Consider the following 15,675-nt stretch of genomic DNA (forward strand, 5'->3'; position numbering starts at 1 on the left):
GACAGTGAGCTGTGGTCAGTTCGACGATTCCGTCGAAACCGAGTCGGTCGAAACCGAGTCGGCGGAACTCTCGCTGGTCGCGTCGTCTTCGTCTTCGTCGTCGTCGCCCGTCATGTCCTGCAGTTCGTCTTCGATCTCTTCGCGGCCGCGCTGGAACTCGCCGATGGCCTGCCCGGAGGACCGAGCGAGCTTCGGAATCTTGTTCGCGCCGAACAGCAAGACGACGATGAGCAGCACGACGAGCAGCTCGGGCCCGCCCGGGAGTCCCGGGAACAGTGGGGTAATGGTCTCGAACATCTATTTCTGCGTTACCTAGTGGCAATTATAGGCTTTTTGCCTTCTACGGGTTCTGGAAAGACGGAATATCGGCGCGTCGGAACGCCCGCATCCGCCGAATCGACACGTCTCGGCGCGTCACTCCTACGAAAAGCTTGTGGCCGGTGTGTCGAGCGCAGTCGGTCGGCCGCTGCGGGGGCGGCCAGCGAGCCCGCCGTCGGCGGTACCCCTGAATTTCCGCCGACGGTGAAATAATGTGGGCGGAGTCGAACACCCTCGTATGGTATCAGTCGGCGACGCCGCCCCGGACTTCACCGCACCGCTCACCGACATCGACGGCGACATCGAGTCGTTCACGCTCTCCGAGAATCTCGACGACGCGCCCATCGTCCTCGCGTTCTTCCCCGCGGCCTTCACCGGGACGTGCACCACCGAGATGTGCACGTTCCGCGACCAGATGGCGAACTTCGAGGACGTCGGCGCGACGGTGTACGGTATCAGCATCGACACGCCGTTCACGCTGACGGAGTTCGCCGAGCAGAACGGCCTCAACTTCGGCCTCATCAGCGACACGAACCGCGAACTCGTCGACGCCTACGACGTGACGATGGACTTCGCGGACCTCGGCGTCAACCGCGTGGCGAAGCGCGCGGTGTTCGTCGTGGACGGCGACGGCGAGGTCACCTACGCGTGGGTCAGCGACGACCCCGGCGTCGAACCCGACTACGAGGCGGTCGAGGCCGCCGCCGGAAAACTCGAAGCGCCGAGCGAGGCCGCGTAGGACCGAGACACAGCGTGACGCGGTAGCGCACCTGATTCGGAGCCCAAGTCCTTTTCTCTCCGTGCGACTACCTTGCGGGTCATGAGCGATACCGAAGACACCCTGAACGGCGGCCGCGTCTACGACCCCGAGGCGGACCACGCCTTCCCCGACGAGAAGCTCAACGAGGTGCTCCCCGTGCTCCTCGACGACGAAGAGGTGACGACGCTCCTCGAAGCGCAGAACGTCAACGCGGTGACGCGCAAGGGCTACAACGACCACGGCCCGAAGCACATCGAAATCGTCCTCAACCGCGCACTCCGACTGTACGACCTGCTCAAGGCCGGCGGCTGCGAGTTCAACGGCGCGGCCGAACAGGGGCTCGACGAGGCCGACGAGCCGGTCATCATCGCTCTCGCGGCGCAACTGCACGACATCGGCCACGTCGTCCACCGCGACAACCACGCCTACTACTCGATTCCGCTCGCGTCGGACGTCCTCGACCGCTTCCTCCCCGAGTTCTACGACCTCGCCGACGCGGTCCGCATCAAGGCCGAAGTCCTCCACGCCATCCTCTGTCACCACCGCGAGGAGGACCCGCTCACGCTCGAAGCCGGCGTCATCCGCGTCGCCGACGCGCTCGACATGGAGCGCGGCCGGTCGCGCATCCCCTACGAGAAGGGCGGCCGCGGCATCAACACGCTCTCCAGTCGCGCCATCAAGGACGTCGTCCTCAAGCCCGGCGAGGAGTCGGCGGTCCTCGTCGAAATCGAGATGCTCAACGCCGCCGGCGTCTATCAGGTCGACAACCTCCTGAAGGCGAAACTCGACGGCTCGGGCCTCGAAGACCACGTCCGCATCGTCGCGGTCAACACGAAGTCCGACGACCGGCTCGTCGAGCGCATCGAACTCTAACCGGCGCTGTCGCGGCGCTGTCGAATCGGGTGTGAAAAAGGCGAGTCGGCGTGTGAACCGGGCGGGGCGGTCCCCCGCGGTCGGTCGTGTGCCTCAGTCGTTGGACTGCGCGAGGCGCTCTGCGCCGCCGACCGAGAGTTCGCCGCTGAGGGTGCGGTTCGGGTAGGGGATGTCGATGCCCTCCTCGTCGAACCGCTCTTTGACGGCGGTGACGTACTCGCCGCGGGTCTTGACGAAGTCGGCGCGGCTGGGCTGGGAAATCCAGATGCGCGACTTGAGCGTGACCGACGAGTCACCGAGTTCGGTCAGCCTGACCGACGGCTCGGGCGTCGTCATGATGCCGTCGTGCGCTTCGGCCTCGTCGAGGATGATGTCTGTCGCCTGCTGGATGTCGTCGTCGTAGCCGATGCCGAACGGCACCTGCAAGCGGAGTTTGTCCTTCGCGACGGGGTTTTTGATGACGCCGTCGGTGAGCTGCGAGTTCGGCACGGTGAGCAGTTCGTTGTCGAACGTGCGAACCCGCGTCACGCGGAAGGAGATGTCTTCGACGATACCGGAGTTGCCGTCCCATTCAATCCAGTCGTTGATGCGGAACGGCTTGTCGGTGAAGATGAAGATGCCGGCGACGAAGTTGGCGATGACGTCCTGCATGGCGAAGCCGATTGCGAGCGTCGCGGCCGCGCCGATGGTGGCGAGCGACTGCAGGATGTTGCCGAGGCCGGCGAACGCGAACCCAGCGCCGAGGGCGACGAACGCCACGACGAGGGTCGCGATTTTCATCAGGGGCTTTTTCGCGTGTTCGTCCGCGCCGCGCCGGTCGAGGACGCGGTTGAGCGCGGACGACACGACGGCCTTGCCGACGATGTAGACGACGGCGAAGCCGAGAACGAGACCCAAGAGCGTCCCGAGCGTCTCGGCGTACGGGACGTTCTGCTGGGTGAGAATTCGACCGACAGCACCGCCGTCACCCTGCAGTTGGAGCGGGACTGCGAGCGCGTTCATCGGTGGTAGACCGCTGTCTTCCCCCGGGTCTCTATCAGGTCCGCGTTCACGCGCTCCGCGAGATCAGCGGCGACCTCGTCGACCGTCGTGCCCCCGAGCGCCGCCCGGAGGAACTTCGCTTTCACGAGGTTCCGGTCTGCCAGCTGGTCGTTGAGTTCGCCGACCACCGATTCGATGCCGCTCTTACCCACCCAGACGGTCACGTCGAGGTCGTGGGCCTCCTTCCGCAGCTCCTGCGTGTTCATGTGTGGCCTCCACTATGTGCCAGAGGGCTTCAATAGTAAGGCTTTGGCGGCCGTTTGGTTGTCGTACACACGCGGGAACGGGGCGATTCTACCGAAATCGCCGTCGGGCGGTCAGTAGGGATAGCGTTTCGTCGCCCCGCAGTCGCACCTGACGACGACGTGGCCGCCGGCGCGGGTCCGGACGCGGGCGTTGACGCCGGGACGGAGGTAGGCGTCGCAGTCGTCGCAGGTGAACCGGCGGAACGCTCTGGGGAGGCCGCAGCGGTTCCGCTCCGCGACGCGACGGGCGAGGCGGACGTACTCCCGGGCGCGGTCGTGGTCGCGGTCGCTCGCCGCCTCGCGGGCGAGGGCGTGGAGTCGGTCGATGCGCTCCTCCGCGATGTTCATACACGTTCGGGCGAGCGGCCCGAACAAAGACGTTCCGAACCGCGACGCGGGACCGACACCGAGGAACCGAAGCCGATACTGTGATACCCCGGCCGGAAAAACGGCGACTGTGCGCGTCCTGAACTACCTCGAGTTCGCCTCGCAACTCGACCGTAGCGGCATCGGCACCGCCACCGACCAGCAGCGGGCGGCCCTCGCCACGACCGACGTGGAGGTCGTCACCTCCCCGTGGCCCGAGTCGGTCGCCGCGGGTGCCGCGGGCCTCCTGCGGGGCGACGGGGTCGTCCGCGACTACGACGTGGCCCACTGCAACCTCATCGGTCCCGGCTCGCTCGCCGTGGCCAGACACGCCAAACGTAACGACATCCCGCTCGTCCTCCACTCGCACGTCACCCGCGAGGACTTCGCCGAGAGCTTCCGCGGGTCGACCGCGGTCGCCCCCGCCCTCGGGAAGTACCTCAAGTGGTTCTACTCGCAGGCCGACGTGGTGCTCTGTCCCTCCGAGTACACGAAGCGAACCCTCGAATCCTACCCGGTCGACGCGCCGATTCGCCCCGTCTCGAACGGCGTCGACACCGACGCGCTCGACGGCTTCGAAGACCTCCGCGACGAGTACCGAGCGGAGTACGACCTCGACGGGATGACCGTGTTCACCGTCGGCAACGTCTTCGAGCGCAAGGGGCTCACGACGTTCTGCACGCTCGCGCAGGAGACCGACTACGACTTCGCATGGTTCGGCCCCTACGACACCGGCCCGCACGCCTCGAAGACGGTGCGGTACTGGGTCGAAAACGCCCCCGAGAACGTCACGTTCACCGGCTGGATAGACGATATCCGCGGCGCGTTCGGCGCGGGCGACGTCTATCTGTTCGCGACGAAAAACGAAAATCAGGGCATCGCGGTCCTCGAAGCGATGGCCTGCGGGAAGGCGGTCGTCCTCCGCGACATCCCGGTGTTCGAGGAGTTCTACACCCACGGCCACGACTGCCTGAAGTGTTCGACCGACGCGGAGTTCCGCCGGGCGCTCGACCTCCTCGCCCGCGACCCCGACCTCCGGCGACGGCTCGGCGAGAACGCCCGTGAGACCGCCGCCGAACACAGCCTCGACCGCGTCGGCGACAGGCTCGTCGAGACGTACGAGGACGCGCTGGCCGGGCGACTCGAAGGCTGACCGGCGAGATACTCGACCATCTGGAAGCTGGCACGCTAACACACGACAGTCCAGCGGGAAGTCACAACGGTTTATCCCGTCGGAGTCGCACGAACGGCCATGCAGTCGGTCGCCGCGTTCACGGACACGTACCTGCCGACCGTCAACGGCGTCACCTACACGATTCAGACGTGGCGCGAGCGGTGGCACCGCCGCGGCGGCCGCATGGACGTGGTGTTCCCGGCGGACGACGACTACGACCCGGAACCGGGCGAGTACGGCGTCCGGAGCCTTCCCTTCCCGTTCTACGAGGGGATTCGAATCGGCGCGCCGCGGATTCCGGGAGCCGTCGACGACGTGGATGTCGTCCACGCCCACACCCCGTTCGGCCTCGGACTGGCCGGCCTCCGACTCGCCCGCCGGCGCGACCTCCCGCTCGTGGCGACCTACCACACCCCGACCGGCGAGTACGCCGAGTACCTCAGTTCCGTCGGCGCTATCGAGCGCGGCGTCGAGCGCACCGCCGAACGCTACGAGCGGTGGTTCTTCGACCGCGCCGACGCGGTCATCGTCCCGAGCGAGGACGCCGAGCGCCGCCTGGTCGACGAGGTCGGCGTCGAGGCCGAAATCGTCGTCCTCTCGAACGGCATCGACGTAGAGCGGTTCGAACCCGTCGAGGGCGGCGACTTTCGCCGCCGCTACGACCTCGGTGACGGCCCGCTCATCGGCTACACGGGTCGGCACGGCTACGAGAAGCGCCTCGACGAACTCGTCCGGGCCGCGGCCGACCTCGACGCGACGCTCGTCTTCGGCGGCGACGGGCCCGCACGCGACGAGCTATCCTCCCTCGCCGACGACCTCGGCGTGGACGCTCGTTTCCTCGGCTTCCTCGACCGCGAGGAGCTGCCGGCGTTCTACTCCGCGCTCGACGTGTTCTGCTTCCCGAGCCCGGTCGAGACGCAGGGGCTCGTCGCGCTGGAGGCCAACGCCTGCGGGACGCCCGTCGTCGGCGTCAACGAGGGCGCGCTGGAGGACACCGTCCTCGACGGCGTGACCGGCTATCACTACGAGTCCGGGGATTTGGAGGGCTTCCGCCGCGGGATTCGGCGGGCGCTCGCGGAGCAGGAGGCACTCAGCGCGCGCTGTCTCGACCGCCGCGGCGAGGTGAGCGTCGACCGCTCTGTCGACCGACTCGCAGCGCTCTACGACCGATTGGCGTCGAAATAAAACAGCGAGACCGACTGCGAAACCGCGTCAGTCGCGGTCTTCGAGCGCGTCGGCGATGCGTCGCAGTTCGCGGTTCACGTCACGGACCTCGTCGCGGAGCTGTCGGACCTCGCGGACGAGCTGTTCGTCGCTTCCGCTTCCCTTTTCCGGGTCGCGCGGGCTGCTCTGGCCGCCGCCCATACCGCCGGGACCGCCGCCCATGCCGCCGCCGCCCATGCCGCCGGGGCCGCCGCCGCCCATCATGCCGCTCATCATCTGCGCGAAGGGGTTGCCGCCGCCGCCCATGCCGCCGGGACCGCCGCCGCCCATCATCTCTTCGGGGTCGGGGCGCTCGCCCTCTTCGCGCTCTTCCTCGCGGCGCTGTCGAATCTCTTCGACCCGCTCGCGGAACGACTTCTCCTCTTCGCCGTCGTCGCCCTCGTCGGGCGTCTGCGTCTCGTCTGCGGGTTCGTCGTCAGCCATGAGAGCGAATTGGCCGTCCTCCCGGAAAGTGCTGACGGTCTCTGAGAACCGCACCGCTCACCCGAACGCGCCGAGGCTCGACTGGAGGTCGCGGTCCGTCCCGCCGTCGTCGAGTTCGTGGCCGACGAGGTCGCGCAGGTCCACCGCGTAGGCCGTCCCGCGGTGGTCGAGGACGAGCACGCGCCCCTTCACGCCGCGGACGGTCCCCGTGGCGACGGTTTCTGCGACCGGCGAGTCGTCGAGGTCGAGGCCGTAGTCGAACGCGAACGTCTCGATGGGGTCGAACTGGGCGAGGAGGTCGTCCCACGCCGCGGCGTCGACCGACCGGCCGAACCCCTCGATTTTGGTCGGGACGCGGATGCGGTCGGGAATCTCGGTCGCCAGTTCGGCCTCGTACTCGCGGGCGACGCGACCGTCCGAGAACGTCCGGACGTGGGCCGCGCGGTCCGCCCCCTGCTCGCGCAGGCGGGTGTCGAGCCGCCACTCGCGGGTGACGCCGACCTTGAACGTGTCGGGGGCGAACGCCGCGAGGTAGACCGCGTGGTCCTCGTAGCAGTCCATCTCGTCTTTCAGACACGTCCCCGTACACTTCGCGCAGACCCACGTGTGGCGGTGGTCAGAACAGTACGGCGCACGAGTATTGTCGCAGGCGACGTGGCGGTCGTCGTGGATGGTGCCCGCGCAGTGGCGGTCGCCGAGGCGGTAGTCGAGTTCGGTGCCGGGGGCGAGCGCGACCGAGTCGATGCCGTCGCTCGCGCTCACGAGCAGCGCGGGGGTTCCGGTATCGTAGCCGACGACCTGCACGCTCCGGGGTAGGGAGTCGCGGTAGAAAGGTGGCTCGCTCCGGAGGCGGGTTTCGGGGTCGCCCCGGGCGTCGGCCGCGATTGTCGGTGTCGGTGTCGGTCGCGGCTGTGAGCGTCGGCAGCCGTTATTCGTATTCGGCGCGAAGCTCCTCGGCGAGTTCCTCGGCGGCGCGGCGGACGGCCTCGTCGCTCGACCCGTCGGGCTCCCAGCCGAGCGCCGAGAGTTTCTCGATAGAGAGGCGCATCTTCGGCACGTCGCCGGTCCAGCCGCGGTCGCCGCCGGTGTACTCGAACTCGGGGTCGAGGTCCAGCACGTCGGCGACGATGTTAGCGATGGTCGTCACGGAGGTCGTCGTCCGCGTGCCGAGGTTGTAGACGTTGTAGTCGCGGTCGGCGTGTTCGACGACGTGACACATCGCGTCGATGCAGTCCTCGACGTGGAGGTAGGACTTCTCCTGTCGGCCGTCACCGAGGATTTCGAGCGTCTCGGGGTCTTCGAGGAGCTTCTCGATGAAGTCCGGGATGACGTTGCCGCGCTGGTTCGGGCCGACGATGTTGGCGAAGCGGTACATGTAGACCGTGAAGTCGTAGGAGTGGGCGAACGTCGAAAGCAGGCCCTCGTCGGCGAGCTTGGAGGAGCCGTAGATGCTGATGGGTTCGAGGGGGGCGTAGTCCTCGGGCGTCGGTCGCGGGGCCTCGCCGTAGATGGTCGACGAGGAGGTGAAGGCGATATCCGACACGCCGACCTCCTGCATCCGTTCGAGGACGTTGTACGTCATCTCGGTGTTCTCCTCGAACAGCTGTCGGGGGTTGCCGTAGTTCGTGTCCGTGTAGGCCGCGAAGTGGAAGACGATATCGAGGTCCTCGGTGACGGCCTCGGAGACGTCATCCGGGTCGGTCATGTCGGCCTGTACGAACTCGACGCCGTCGGGGACCCGCTCCCGAGCGCCTTTCGAGAGGTCGTCGGCGACGACGACGTGGTTGTCCTCGGAGAGGTGTGCGGCGAGGTGAGAGCCGACGAGTCCCGCGCCCCCGGTCACGAGGACGCGCTTGTCGGAGAGTTCCAGCGACATGGCACAGATGATTCGGCCGAGTGATAAGTCCGTTTCCCCTCGGGACCGCGGTCGGGCGTCGGTGACGCCCATCAACCCGTCCCCGGCGACCGCCGCCCGCGTTCCGAAAGCACCACTTTCCCCCGCCGTCTTCGGAGAGACATGCACAACGAACCCGAGGTCGCCGTCCTCCGGTACGGACACCGACCGGGGCGCGACGACCGGATGACGACGCACGTCGGCCTGACGGCCCGCGCGCTCGGTGCTGACCGGGTCATCCTCCCGGACAACGCCGGCCATTCGATGGAGACGGTCGAGGACATCACGGGCCGGTTCGGCGGCCCCTTCGAGGTCGAACTCACCGAGGCGCTCAACGGCGTCATCCGCAACTGGGAGGGAACGGTCGTCCATCTCACGATGTACGGCGAGCGCGTTCAGGACGTTGAAGCCGACATCCGCGAGGCGCACGCCGAGGAACCGCTCCTCGTCGTCGTCGGCGGGGAGAAAGTCCCCTTCGAGGTGTACGAGGGGGCGGACTGGAACGTCGGCGTCACGAACCAGCCGCACTCGGAGGTCGCGGGCCTCGCGGTGTTCCTCGACCGCCTGTTCGACGGGCGCGAACTCGACCGCGAGTGGGAGGACGCAGAAAACCGGGTGGTTCCGATGGCGACGGGCAAGAAAGTCGTCCCGGCCGACGAGGAGTAATCGGAGCGTCGGCGCGCCCGCTTGCGGTTCTCCGCTGCCCGGGAGTAATAAGACTTAATGGCGTTCCTGACGCCATTTCGCACAATGGCTTTTGAGGAGTTACTGAACGACCCTGTTATCCAGAAGTACCTCCACGAGTTGGTCGGGCCAACCGGGATGCCGGTCGCGGCGGCACCCCCGGACGGCGAGGTCACCGACGAGGAACTCGCCGAGGAACTGCGGCTCGAACTCAACGACGTGCGCCGCGCGCTGTTTATTCTCTACGAGAACGACCTCGCGTCGTACCGCCGCGTCCGCGACGAGGACTCCGGCTGGCTCACCTACCTCTGGACCTTCCACTACGAGAACATCCCCGAGAACCTCGAAGAGGAGATGTACCGCCTCCTCGACGCGCTCGAAGAGCGCCTCGACTACGAGCGCAACCACGAGTTCTACCTCTCGGAACCCGCCGGCATCCGCTTCGAGTTCTCCGAGGCGATGGAACACGGCTTCCAGTGCCCCGAGACGGGCGCGCAGCTCGAACCGATGGACAACGACGACCTCGTCGACGCGATGGAGCGACGCATCGAGGAGCTTCGCGACGAGCTCAACGTCGAAGTGACGGGGACGAACTGAATGGTCGTTCTCGCAACGAAGTGCTACATCGACGGTGACGCCCGCGAGCGGGCGCTCGACAGCCTCACGTCGCTCGTCGCCAACGACATCGGCGACCTCGACGTGACGTACGACATCGGCGTCCGCGACGACGGTTTCATCTCCGTGACGGTCTCCGGCGACGACGAGACGGTCGCGCGGAACGTCCTCCGCGAGGAGTGGGGCGAGGTCACGCCGCATCTGTCGGCCGGCGAGACCTACGTCGGCACCCTCGAACACTGGGACGACGACGGCTTCGTCCTCGACGCGGGCATCGAGGTGCGCATCCCGACCGAGGAACTCGGCCTCGGCCGCGGCTCCGCGACCCAGATTCGCGACCGCTTCGGCCTCGTCCAGCACATGCCGCTGACGTTCGTCTACGGCGGCGACGAGGGGCCCTCGCGGCTGGCCGACGAGCAGGTCGACCGCCTCTACGACTGGACCCGCGGGAGCGGTCGCGTCAACGTCAACAGCGCGACCCGCGGCGAGGTCCGCGCGACGGTCAACCGCGCCGGCCACGCGAAGGACATCGTGACCGTCGAGCGCCTCGGCCTGCTCGAACAGAGCATCGTCTGCCGGGACGAGACCGACCCGCCGGGGCTCCTCGCCAGCATCGGCTCGTACCTGCCGGCGGAGCTGAAGTGCGTCATCGGCCAGTAAGACGATGAACAGGCGACTCCTCGTCGGTATCGCCGCGCTCGCCCTCCTCCTCGTGACCGCCGGGTGTCTCGGCGGCACCTCCAGCGTCTCGAACGACCGGCTCGACGCCGCGCCCGACGGCGACTACGCGTGGACCGCCGAGACCGACGCGCACATCACGGTGCAGGACAACGGCCGGTTCCGCGCGGTCTACGAGGTCAACAGCTCCTCGGTCGAGCTCTACCGGTTCGACGGCTTCGGCAGTCGGACGCCGCTTTCGGTCGAGGCGGTCCGCTACCGCTACGACAACGGGACCGTCCTCAACGGGACCGAACTGAAGGCCCGCGGCGGCGACGTGACGCAGAACGACCGCATCACGAACGTCACGCTCCCCGAGGACGCCGGACGCGACGGAAAGCTCGCGTTTAGCTCGTCCTCGACGCCGAAGCGGTTCTCGCTGCCCGTCTTCGTCGAGGGGAGCTACGAGGTCGTCCTGCCCGCGGACCGCCGCGTCGACTTCCCGATATTCGGGTCGGTCCGGCCGTCGGGCTACGACACCGAAGTCGTCGACGACCGGCTTCACATCCGGTGGGACGAAGTGACCGATGGGAACGTTGTCGTGCAGTTCTACCTCCAGCGCGACCTCGGTATCTTCGCGGCCGTCGCGGCCGTCTCGGTGCTGGTCGGCGGCGCGGGGATACTCTACTACCGCCGGCAGATTCGGGCGCTCCGCGACCGCAGACAGGAACTCGGCTTGGACGTGGAAGACGACGACCGCTGACGAACGACGACCGCCGACGGACGACTGAGCCGCGGTATCGCCCGGCCGACCCGGTTCGCCGGTGTGAACGCTTTTTTGCCTCGCAGCGCGCTACCTCGGGGTATGCAAGTCGCCGTGGTCACCGTCGGGGACGAACTCCTCGCCGGCGACACCGTCAACACGAACGCCGCGTGGCTCTGCGAGGAACTGACGGCGCGAGGCGTCTCCGTCGAGCGCGTGACGACGGTCCCCGACCGCGTCGCCGACATCGCCCGCGTCGTCAACGAGTACCACGCCGAGTACGACGCCGTCGTCGTCACCGGCGGACTGGGGCCGACGCACGACGACGTGACGATGGAGAGCGTCGCGGCCGCGTTCGGGCGCTCGCTGGAGCGGCACGCCGACGCCGAGGAGTGGCTGGAGACCAACGGCGGCTACTCCGCGGCGGACCTCGTGGAGGGGACGACCGACCTCCCCGCGGGGTCGCGGATGCTCCCGAACGACGAGGGCGTCGCGCCCGGCGCGGTCGTCGGCTCGGTGTACGTGCTCCCCGGCGTCCCCGGTGAGATGAAAGCCATGTTCGCCCGCGTCGCCGACGAGTTCGCCGGCGAGCGGACCCACGTCCGGTTCGTCCACACCTCGGAGCCCGAAAGCTCGCTCATCGAGCGGTTCGAGGCCGTCCAATCGGCGTTCGACGTGACCGTCGGGAGCTACCCCGGCGACCACGTCAGAATCAAACTCGCCGGAGCCGACGAGGAGACGGTCGAATCGGCGGCCGCGTGGCTCGAAGCGCGAGTCGACCTGTACGAAGAGTAGGGTCGGCCGGCCGACGGGTCAGCGCTGGAGGTACCAGAGCCACCCGGCGGTCATGAGGATACCCACGAGAAGCACGGTCGCGGCCGTCTCCGAGGTCGGCAACACCTGCTCGCTGGCTGATAGCGGAATCATAGGTGACAGTTCCCACGTCCGGTTCTTAAACGGTGAGGTTCTGGCGACAGTTGTCGCGGCGTGAGCGTCAGCGAACCCGTGGGGGCGCGACCCAGTCGCCTCTCGCCGGCTCCCCTCTCGCCGGCTACCGCGTCGCTTTTCCCCGGGGCGCGGGTTCGTTCAGTCATGCGAATCGGTGTCGTCGTCAACCCCGTCGCGGGGATGGGCGGCCGGGTCGGCCTGAAGGGAACCGACGGGAAAGTCGCGGAGGCCAGAGCGCGCGGCGCGGAGCCGCGGTCGCCCGAGCGGGCGCGACGGGCGCTCTCTCGGCTCTTCGAGGCCGCCCCCGAGGCGGAACTGCTCGCGTGGGGCGGCGAGATGGGCGCGGCCGCCGCCCGAGACGCCGGCTTCGACCCCGAGGTGCTCGGCGAGCCGTCCGGCGACGAGACGAGCGCGGCCGACACCGTCGCCGCCGCCGAGGCGTTCGTCGACGCCGACGCGGACCTCGTGTTGTTCGTCGGCGGCGACGGCACCGCGGCGGACGTGGCCGAGGCGCTCGACGGGACCGACGTGCCGATGCTGGGCGTCCCCGCGGGCGTGAAAGTCTACTCCTCCGTGTTCGCCGTCTCGCCCGAGGACGCCGCCCACGTCGTCACCTCGTTCGAGCGGACCGAGGCCCGCGAGGTCATGGACATCGACGAGGACGACTACCGCGACGGCGAGGTCAGGCCGGAGCTTCGGGCGGTCGCGCACGTCCCCGTCGCGGAGGACCTCCAGTCGTCGAAACAGACCGGCGGCGGCACCGTCGAGTCGCTCGCCGCGGGCGTCGCTGACGACATCCGCTCGACCGAAGGCGTCACCTACGTCCTCGGTCCCGGAAGCACCGTCGGCGCGGTGAAAGCCGAGTTGGGAATCGACGGCTCGCCGCTCGGCGTCGACGTCTACCGCGACGGCGAGGTGCTCGCCCGCGACGCGACGGAGGCCGAGATTCTGGCGAACCTCGGCGCGGAGAACGTCATCGTCGTCACGCCCATCGGCGGGCAGGGATTCGTCTTCGGTCGCGGCAACCCCCAACTCTCGCCGGCCGTGATTCGACGCTGTGACGTGTCGGTCGTCGCCTCGCGGTCGAAACTCGACGGGATTCCCGTCCTCCGGGTCGACACCGACGACCCCGACCTCGACGCGGACCTCCGCGGGTGGACGAAAGTCCGCGTGGGTCGCGTCGAGCGCCGGATGATGAAAATCGAGTGAGCGGCGCACGTCGGATGCGGCCGACTCGGCGCAACGCGCCACCACAGAAAAATCGAGGAGAGGCCGCTCCAGTCGGCCGTCTCGTCAGTCGTCCGCCGGTGCCTGTTGTTTCGTGATGTACTCGACGATTTCGTCCGTTTCGGCCTTGAACCCGTCGAGGTCGGTCTCGTTCCCGTGGAGCACCGTCGAGAAGTACTTCGTGTCGGCGGCGAGGTTGACTGCCTCCCTGAGTTCCTCGTCCGTGACGCCGCTCAACCGCGCTTCCTCGGTGTGGAAGTAGATACAGTACGGACAGTTAACCGCGGCCGCGACGCCGACGCCGATGAGCGCCTTCTCCCGCCCGGACAGTTCGGTGTCTTCTCCCAGATTGAGGTCGCGGAAGAGCCCCCAACTGTGTTCGCTCGCCGGTTCTGCCAAGTCCTCCATCCAACTCGGGACCTGACCGAGCATTCCCTCCATCTCTTGTCGTGTGGCTTTCGATACCATCTCTCTTCCCGTACCTCCGCAGTCCCGTCGCTATGGAGGCGCTTATTACGAGGTTCCGGAGCAGTAAAGTTATGAACAGTCTGGAAAATTATAATCTGCCCGTGTCGACGACGTTCCGGGGAAATTCGGGGTTAATACGCCGGTGCACGGGACGGTCAGCCATTTCCATCCCGGCCGCTCGACGTAGATGATTTAATATTCGGAATCGTGTGCAATGGGAACCACTACCCATTATTCACACGGGGTGTAATATAGTGAGATTTAAGGTCATTGGATGGGTTCTGACTGGCATGGAAACCCGGAAAGTCCAGCGTCTCGGTCCCTCCACGCTGGCGATGACGCTTCCAGCGGAGTGGGCCAAGGAACACAACGTCGAGAAGGGCGACGAGGTGACGATTCGAACGAGCGGCAAGGGAACGCTGACGGTTCTCCCCGAATCGGTCAACACCGAAGATTCGAAGGCGACGATTCGCGCCGACAGTCTGAACGCGGAGGCGCTCGAACGCGCCATCGTGGCGCAGTACGTCCTCGGGCGACGCGTCATCCACATCGAGAAAAGCGAGGGCGCGCTCGACTCGGACCACATCAACGCCGTCTACAAAGCCGAGACCCAGCTCATGGGCCTCGGCGTCATCGAGGAGACCCCCGAGCGAATCGCGATTCGCTGTTCGGTCGATGCGGAGGACTTCACCCTCAACAACCTGCTCGAACGCCTCGAAAACACGGGCAGCACGATGCGCGGCGAGGCCGTCAAGGCGCTCGCCCACGGCAACCCCGACCTCGCCCAGCGGGCGCTCAACCGCGAGCGGCAGGCGAACAAGATTTTCGTCCTCCTGCTCCGGCTCATCTTCACGTCCTACCAGAACCCCAACCTCGCGCGGGCGGTCGGCCTCGATTCGGGCTTCCCGCTCATCGGCTACCGCTCGGTGGCGAAGAACCTCGAACTGACCGCCGACAACGCCGAGGACATCGCCAACATCGTCATGGACGCCGAGGGCCACACCATCGACGTCGACCAGTCGACGATGCGGCGCATCCGCGAGTTCACGGACCACGTCGACGAGATTACGACGACCGCGGTGCGGGCCGTCGTCGAGCGCGACTACGACCTCACAATCGAGTGCCGAGAGCTGTTCCGCGAGATTAGCGACCGCGAGCGCGACATCCTCAACGACCTCCCGGAGATGGAAAACCAGAAGCTCCTCCAGATTCGCGAGGTGCTGGTGAGCCTCCAGCAGACCGCGCAGTACGCGATGCGGAACGCCGAAATCGCGTCGAACCTCGCGCTCAACGAGGAGTCGGACCACGTCACGATAGACTGAGGCTGCGGAACCGAAGTCGGGAGAGAAGGCGGGTCGCGGTCGGCGCGCCGTCGTACCGCCGCGCTCAGTCGGCGATGACTTCCATCGCCTCGCCGTTTTCGGTCTCGGACGACTCTTTTTCGCCCGTCAGCGGGTTCCGACTGGCGATGCGGCAGTCGAACCCGGGATGCTCGCCGAAGTGCCGGAGTATCATGTGGCGGCGCGACCCGGTGATGCCGGTGCGACCGATGTCCTCGGCGGTGAAGCGCTCGGGCAGGCGGTCGTACAGGCGGCGCAGCTCGTCGAAACTGGTGAACACCTTCGCGTTGCCGGTGGAGTCCGCGCCGCGGCGGGAGACGACGTAGCTCCCGTCCCGGCGATACTCGCCGGCCGTGCGGAAGAACTCCCGTTTCTCGGTCAGCGCCGAGCCGATGGCCTCCTGCAAGTCGGCGGCGGCGTCTCGGGACAGTTCACAGGACTGGTCGCCAAAGGAGACGACGATGGTTTCGTCGTCGCTCTCGACGGACACAGGGTTCTCATTACGGGAGAAGAACTCGATCAGGAGCGTGGGTACTCCGTGTCATATCATCGACTATCGTAGCCGAGGGTAAAGAGTTATCGGCTGAGTCAGGATTCACCGACGATTCTTCGATAGACGCCGGCGGTCGAACGGCCTCCGACGCCGCGTCTGACG

At 67.2% G+C, this 15,675-nt stretch carries 20 protein-coding genes; 11 read left to right on the forward strand and 9 right to left on the reverse strand.

Annotated features, from left to right (window positions below; all coding sequences use genetic code 11):
- Positions 1–15 precede the first annotated feature (15 nt).
- Entirely contained in the window at positions 16–297 is a 282-nt protein-coding gene (gene tatAt / locus DEQ67_RS05895; protein WP_004063801.1) for a Sec-independent protein translocase protein TatAt, read from the reverse strand.
- Between the two features lie 259 nt (positions 298–556).
- Here tatAt and DEQ67_RS05900 point away from each other — a divergent pair, with 259 nt between their 5' ends.
- Both DEQ67_RS05900 and DEQ67_RS05905 read left to right on the forward strand, forming a co-directional pair.
- Positions 557–1,057: a redoxin domain-containing protein gene (locus DEQ67_RS05900; protein WP_008607425.1), complete on the forward strand. Its 501-nt coding sequence runs from the start codon at positions 557–559 to the stop codon at positions 1,055–1,057.
- Positions 1,058–1,138: 81 nt separating this feature from the next.
- On the forward strand, positions 1,139–1,951 hold the full coding sequence (locus DEQ67_RS05905) for an HD domain-containing protein (RefSeq protein ID WP_004063799.1): 813 nt from the start codon (positions 1,139–1,141) through the stop codon (positions 1,949–1,951).
- A 93-nt stretch (positions 1,952–2,044) separates the two neighbouring features.
- Here the strand turns inward: DEQ67_RS05905 and DEQ67_RS05910 are convergent, their stop codons facing one another.
- From DEQ67_RS05910 to DEQ67_RS05920, 3 genes are all read right to left on the reverse strand, one after another.
- Entirely contained in the window at positions 2,045–2,953 is a 909-nt protein-coding gene (locus DEQ67_RS05910) for a mechanosensitive ion channel family protein (protein WP_004063797.1), read from the reverse strand.
- Positions 2,950–3,198, reverse strand: a complete 249-nt coding sequence (locus tag DEQ67_RS05915) for a YhbY family RNA-binding protein (protein ID WP_115860085.1) — start codon at positions 3,196–3,198, stop codon at positions 2,950–2,952. The genes DEQ67_RS05910 and DEQ67_RS05915 overlap by 4 nt, the downstream gene beginning before the upstream one ends.
- A 111-nt stretch (positions 3,199–3,309) precedes the next feature.
- Positions 3,310–3,585, reverse strand: coding sequence for a ribonuclease P protein component 4 (locus tag DEQ67_RS05920; protein ID WP_004063795.1), 276 nt, complete (start codon positions 3,583–3,585; stop codon positions 3,310–3,312).
- A 109-nt stretch (positions 3,586–3,694) separates the two neighbouring features.
- Here DEQ67_RS05920 and DEQ67_RS05925 point away from each other — a divergent pair, with 109 nt between their 5' ends.
- Together DEQ67_RS05925 and DEQ67_RS05930 are read left to right on the forward strand one after the other, a co-directional pair.
- Entirely contained in the window at positions 3,695–4,756 is a 1,062-nt protein-coding gene (locus DEQ67_RS05925) for a glycosyltransferase family 4 protein (RefSeq protein ID WP_115860083.1), read from the forward strand.
- A 99-nt stretch (positions 4,757–4,855) separates the two neighbouring features.
- Entirely contained in the window at positions 4,856–5,962 is a 1,107-nt protein-coding gene (locus tag DEQ67_RS05930) for a glycosyltransferase (RefSeq protein WP_115860081.1), read from the forward strand.
- A gap of 27 nt (positions 5,963–5,989) precedes the next feature.
- Here the strand turns inward: DEQ67_RS05930 and DEQ67_RS05935 are convergent, their stop codons facing one another.
- The 3 genes from DEQ67_RS05935 to DEQ67_RS05945 form a co-directional block, all read right to left on the reverse strand.
- Positions 5,990–6,424, reverse strand: a complete 435-nt coding sequence (locus tag DEQ67_RS05935; protein WP_115860079.1) for a hypothetical protein — start codon at positions 6,422–6,424, stop codon at positions 5,990–5,992.
- 57 nt (positions 6,425–6,481) lie between these two features.
- Positions 6,482–7,228 carry a DUF2797 domain-containing protein gene (locus DEQ67_RS05940; protein ID WP_115860077.1) on the reverse strand — a complete coding sequence of 249 codons (747 nt, stop codon included), beginning with the start codon at positions 7,226–7,228 and terminating at the stop codon, positions 6,482–6,484.
- A 124-nt stretch (positions 7,229–7,352) separates the two neighbouring features.
- Entirely contained in the window at positions 7,353–8,300 is a 948-nt protein-coding gene (locus tag DEQ67_RS05945) for an NAD-dependent epimerase/dehydratase family protein (protein ID WP_115802448.1), read from the reverse strand.
- 141 nt (positions 8,301–8,441) lie between these two features.
- Here DEQ67_RS05945 and DEQ67_RS05950 point away from each other — a divergent pair, with 141 nt between their 5' ends.
- The 6 genes from DEQ67_RS05950 (at position 8,442) to DEQ67_RS05975 (ending at position 13,194) form a co-directional block, all read left to right on the forward strand.
- Positions 8,442–8,984 carry a tRNA (cytidine(56)-2'-O)-methyltransferase gene (locus DEQ67_RS05950; protein ID WP_115802449.1) on the forward strand — a complete coding sequence of 181 codons (543 nt, stop codon included), beginning with the start codon at positions 8,442–8,444 and terminating at the stop codon, positions 8,982–8,984.
- 84 nt (positions 8,985–9,068) lie between these two features.
- A complete protein-coding gene (locus DEQ67_RS05955; protein ID WP_004043767.1) occupies positions 9,069–9,599 on the forward strand; it encodes a transcription factor in 531 nt (176 codons plus the stop codon).
- Complete coding sequence (locus DEQ67_RS05960) at positions 9,600–10,277, forward strand: DUF2110 family protein (RefSeq protein ID WP_004043766.1); 678 nt, start codon at positions 9,600–9,602, stop codon at positions 10,275–10,277.
- A 4-nt stretch (positions 10,278–10,281) separates the two neighbouring features.
- Entirely contained in the window at positions 10,282–11,037 is a 756-nt protein-coding gene (locus tag DEQ67_RS05965; protein WP_004063781.1) for a DUF5803 family protein, read from the forward strand.
- Positions 11,038–11,139: 102 nt separating this feature from the next.
- A complete protein-coding gene (locus DEQ67_RS05970) occupies positions 11,140–11,832 on the forward strand; it encodes a competence/damage-inducible protein A (protein ID WP_115802450.1) in 693 nt (230 codons plus the stop codon).
- A 297-nt stretch (positions 11,833–12,129) separates the two neighbouring features.
- Positions 12,130–13,194, forward strand: coding sequence for an ATP-NAD kinase family protein (locus DEQ67_RS05975; protein WP_004063777.1), 1,065 nt, complete (start codon positions 12,130–12,132; stop codon positions 13,192–13,194).
- Positions 13,195–13,278: 84 nt separating this feature from the next.
- On the opposite strand, the gene DEQ67_RS05980 is transcribed toward DEQ67_RS05975, so the two are convergent.
- Positions 13,279–13,653, reverse strand: coding sequence for a carboxymuconolactone decarboxylase family protein (locus DEQ67_RS05980; protein WP_004063775.1), 375 nt, complete (start codon positions 13,651–13,653; stop codon positions 13,279–13,281).
- Between the two features lie 317 nt (positions 13,654–13,970).
- Here DEQ67_RS05980 and DEQ67_RS05985 point away from each other — a divergent pair, with 317 nt between their 5' ends.
- Positions 13,971–15,002, forward strand: a complete 1,032-nt coding sequence (locus DEQ67_RS05985) for a phosphate signaling complex PhoU family protein (RefSeq protein ID WP_004043760.1) — start codon at positions 13,971–13,973, stop codon at positions 15,000–15,002.
- Positions 15,003–15,066: 64 nt separating this feature from the next.
- Here DEQ67_RS05985 and DEQ67_RS05990 read toward each other — a convergent pair whose 3' ends face one another.
- Complete coding sequence (locus DEQ67_RS05990; RefSeq protein ID WP_004063773.1) at positions 15,067–15,510, reverse strand: DUF7528 family protein; 444 nt, start codon at positions 15,508–15,510, stop codon at positions 15,067–15,069.
- Positions 15,511–15,675: the final 165 nt, after the last annotated feature.

Source organism: Haloferax sp. Atlit-48N (assembly GCF_003383015.2).
GTDB lineage: Archaea > Halobacteriota > Halobacteria > Halobacteriales > Haloferacaceae > Haloferax > Haloferax volcanii.

Excerpts from the sequence above, each read along its gene's own strand:
- DEQ67_RS05985 (WP_004043760.1), top strand. The coding sequence starts at position 13,971 with ATGGAAACCCGGAAAGTCCAGCGTCTCGGTCCCTCCACGCTGGCGATG.
- DEQ67_RS05915 (WP_115860085.1), bottom strand. The coding sequence starts at position 3,198 with ATGAACACGCAGGAGCTGCGGAAGGAGGCCCACGACCTCGACGTGACC.
- DEQ67_RS05900 (WP_008607425.1), top strand. The coding sequence starts at position 557 with ATGGTATCAGTCGGCGACGCCGCCCCGGACTTCACCGCACCGCTCACC.
- DEQ67_RS05945 (WP_115802448.1), bottom strand. The coding sequence starts at position 8,300 with ATGTCGCTGGAACTCTCCGACAAGCGCGTCCTCGTGACCGGGGGCGCG.
- DEQ67_RS05935 (WP_115860079.1), bottom strand. The coding sequence starts at position 6,424 with ATGGCTGACGACGAACCCGCAGACGAGACGCAGACGCCCGACGAGGGC.
- DEQ67_RS05930 (WP_115860081.1), top strand. The coding sequence starts at position 4,856 with ATGCAGTCGGTCGCCGCGTTCACGGACACGTACCTGCCGACCGTCAAC.
- DEQ67_RS05910 (WP_004063797.1), bottom strand. The coding sequence starts at position 2,953 with ATGAACGCGCTCGCAGTCCCGCTCCAACTGCAGGGTGACGGCGGTGCT.
- DEQ67_RS05975 (WP_004063777.1), top strand. The coding sequence starts at position 12,130 with ATGCGAATCGGTGTCGTCGTCAACCCCGTCGCGGGGATGGGCGGCCGG.
- DEQ67_RS05970 (WP_115802450.1), top strand. The coding sequence starts at position 11,140 with ATGCAAGTCGCCGTGGTCACCGTCGGGGACGAACTCCTCGCCGGCGAC.
- DEQ67_RS05955 (WP_004043767.1), top strand. The coding sequence starts at position 9,069 with ATGGCTTTTGAGGAGTTACTGAACGACCCTGTTATCCAGAAGTACCTC.
- DEQ67_RS05905 (WP_004063799.1), top strand. The coding sequence starts at position 1,139 with ATGAGCGATACCGAAGACACCCTGAACGGCGGCCGCGTCTACGACCCC.
- DEQ67_RS05950 (WP_115802449.1), top strand. The coding sequence starts at position 8,442 with ATGCACAACGAACCCGAGGTCGCCGTCCTCCGGTACGGACACCGACCG.
- DEQ67_RS05920 (WP_004063795.1), bottom strand. The coding sequence starts at position 3,585 with ATGAACATCGCGGAGGAGCGCATCGACCGACTCCACGCCCTCGCCCGC.
- DEQ67_RS05980 (WP_004063775.1), bottom strand. The coding sequence starts at position 13,653 with ATGGAGGGAATGCTCGGTCAGGTCCCGAGTTGGATGGAGGACTTGGCA.
- tatAt (WP_004063801.1), bottom strand. The coding sequence starts at position 297 with ATGTTCGAGACCATTACCCCACTGTTCCCGGGACTCCCGGGCGGGCCC.
- DEQ67_RS05965 (WP_004063781.1), top strand. The coding sequence starts at position 10,282 with ATGAACAGGCGACTCCTCGTCGGTATCGCCGCGCTCGCCCTCCTCCTC.
- DEQ67_RS05960 (WP_004043766.1), top strand. The coding sequence starts at position 9,600 with ATGGTCGTTCTCGCAACGAAGTGCTACATCGACGGTGACGCCCGCGAG.